We start from the raw sequence: 2,756 nt of genomic DNA on the forward strand, positions 1-2,756 counted from the left end.
ATATTCAGCATACCATTTAGTTTTATTAAACGATGCCGGAGGAATAAAAGATGGTGTAACGACATGATCATTAATAATAATGTATATTTTGTTACGTTCTAAAAATATCCGGTAACTTGAATTTAACTCATTCTTAGCAAAATCAATCAACTGCTCTGACTCATCGTCCAACATATAAAATTTCTCCCAATCGCCACAGTTCTCCGCTTAAAACGTAATCTCTTTATCGGGAAAAGCGGTTAAATACAAACCTTCATTATTTTTAACCGAAAAGCAATTTTCACTATGAAAAATAACTTCATGTTTTTGGCAAAAGTCTAAAAAATCGCCACCCATTGAAACAGAGAGTTGATGAGTTAATACTTTCATTGTTTTCCTTGTTATTTGCGTAATTTATTGGTTAGCTCAAGAATCAATCTTGCAACGGTAGGTAATGGTGAATCCTCAACTAAATGAAGATATTTAAACGTTAAGCGTTCTGTCCTTAATGCCTCTTGATGAAAAACTTGAATCGGTTCAATATTATCAGCACGATATTGGTAAGCAATAAGACGCAATCGCTCAAGAGAAATAATCATATTATTATTTAACAGATCTTTTAATTGATTTTCCCATGCGACATCATCCCCACCTGAAAATTTTATTGCCATGGTAATTGATTTTTCTAATACTTTCTTAATTTGCTGATTAACGGAACGAATGGGATAATGCCCAAGCCATAAATCATCCGTTTCAATAAACTCAGCATTAAATTTTTGAATAAACCAAGTGTAAAAATGACGATGTTGTGAAGCACAAAAGACAACGCTTTTTATCTCCTCATTAGCCTCATTCACCATAAAATGGCTACCAATTGTCAATTTATGTTGCTCTGCAATTTTACGTGGAATAATCACTTTAGGGGTTAAAATATTTTCTTGCCGTTGTTCGGTAAATGACGTTAGAAAATCAGGGTTATATTCAGTCGTATTTGGAATATATCCTCTCCAAGTGTACATACCTACTCTATCCTCAGGAATAAAATCAAGTAATGATTCTAATCTTATTCGAGAAGGACAATAAATAAATTCATCAGCATCTAAGGGAAAAATATAATCAATTAAACTATCTTTTTCCAATAAAAGCCGCATAACATTATTTAAAATAGGAACAGGGGTAAACGCTAGTTCATTATAATAATAAATATAAATAGGTAGACCTTCTTCTTTTAATAATTGTAGAATTTCTCTCGTGTTATCCGTGCTACCATGATCAATAATATGAAGTTCATCTAATAAGGTGAGATTATGCCGAATAAAAGCCTCAATAATATCGCTTTCATTACGGATCATACTTAAACCAACCAGTTTTTTATTCATATTTGTTGCCCGTTAATACTTAATTATTTAACTTATTTTCTGCAAACTTAAGGTTTTCTCTAAAACGTTGCTTATCTATTTCGGGAATAGAAGAATTTTCAAGTAATTCCAGACATAAATCATAACAAAGCTGATAGTTTTCCACCCAATAAGCAGCAACCGCTAATTCATCTTTTGCTTTCCAACTGTAAACTGAATAATCTACAAATAAAATATCTTTGCTTAATGGAGTATTAACCGCTGCAGCAGCATAAATATAAGCCAGTTTAATTTTATCATTAAGGCGTAAATGACGGGCAAGGAAATAAAGACTTTCTGCCCGTTGAGGGCGATATTCATAAGCAGCCAATAAAAGTTGCTGAATTTCAGCGAGTGGAGCATTTAATTCTATTTTTATCAGCCCTATTTGTAGGAGAGAATAATAAACTTCTTCAGACCATCCTCTCAAATTAGCCCGAATGGAATACCATTCAATCGCTTTTTCCGGCATATTGGCATCACGATAAGATTGTGCCGTGTAAAACGCATAGCGATTTTTAAGGTCTTCATCTTCAGGGGCATAAAACGCTTTTTCTAAAACTTGCGCATCTTGAAAATATTTTTGCGGATTACGGCTTCTTGCACCAAACCGACCACTAATAACGTAGTAATCTCCTTTAATGGGATATTCAACGATTGTTTTTTTACGCTGTTCCACGAATTCGTGTAAAACACTACGCCAATAGAATGAACCATCATTAATAAACATTAAAGGACGAAAATAAACATTTGTTCCCGACATATCATTTGTCATACGAAGCGTATATCGATCATAAATAAGCGTATCCGGAAATACAAATTCACCATTAAAACGATCATCTGCATCAAAAATCAATACATAATCCGTTTTACCTTCCGCATGTCGCAAAGCAAGATTACGATTATGTGCGAAATTCACCCATTGATCATGATGAATCTCACCCGAAATACCTTTTTCAGCAAAAAAATGTTCTATTATTTCAACAGTATTATCATCAGATCCCGTATCACTAATAACATAGTAATCCAGCGGTACATAAGTAAGAATATTTTCTAAAGTCTCTCGAATAATTATCGCCTCATTTTTTACGATCATATTGAGGCAAATGGTTTTTTTATCAGATTTTGTTGCCATAATCTATATTTACTTTTAACAATCAACTCATGGCATATTATAAAATAAAGTATGGTTATTTGCGCTCTTGTTTTATTCTTTTATTTACAAAGAAACCATATTAGATCTGCTATAATAGCGACCTACTAAAAACTAATTAATAATAATGATGAATAATTCCTCTAATGAACTCACGCTTAGAGCATTAACAAACACTTATATTAATCTTATTGGTAAAGAAGATTATGATGAAGCCAAAAGATATG

3 protein-coding genes are annotated in these 2,756 nt (G+C 32.5%); all 3 read right to left on the reverse strand.

The window, feature by feature from the left end; translation table 11 throughout:
- Nucleotides 1-207: 207 nt before the first annotated feature.
- From BKK47_RS12510 to BKK47_RS11455, 3 genes are read right to left on the reverse strand one after another with little or no spacing between them, the layout of a single operon-like run.
- On the reverse strand, nt 208-369 hold the full coding sequence (locus BKK47_RS12510) for a hypothetical protein (protein WP_158074773.1): 162 nt from the start codon (nt 367-369) through the stop codon (nt 208-210).
- 11 nt (nt 370-380) lie between these two features.
- Complete coding sequence (locus BKK47_RS11450; protein WP_077494954.1) at nt 381-1,358, reverse strand: glycosyltransferase family 2 protein; 978 nt, start codon at nt 1,356-1,358, stop codon at nt 381-383.
- A 19-nt stretch (nt 1,359-1,377) separates the two neighbouring features.
- On the reverse strand, nt 1,378-2,511 hold the full coding sequence (locus tag BKK47_RS11455) for a glycosyltransferase (protein ID WP_077494955.1): 1,134 nt from the start codon (nt 2,509-2,511) through the stop codon (nt 1,378-1,380).
- Nucleotides 2,512-2,756: the final 245 nt, after the last annotated feature.

It is taken from the genome of Rodentibacter mrazii (assembly GCF_001998825.1).
Classification (GTDB): Bacteria; Pseudomonadota; Gammaproteobacteria; order Enterobacterales; family Pasteurellaceae; genus Rodentibacter; species Rodentibacter mrazii.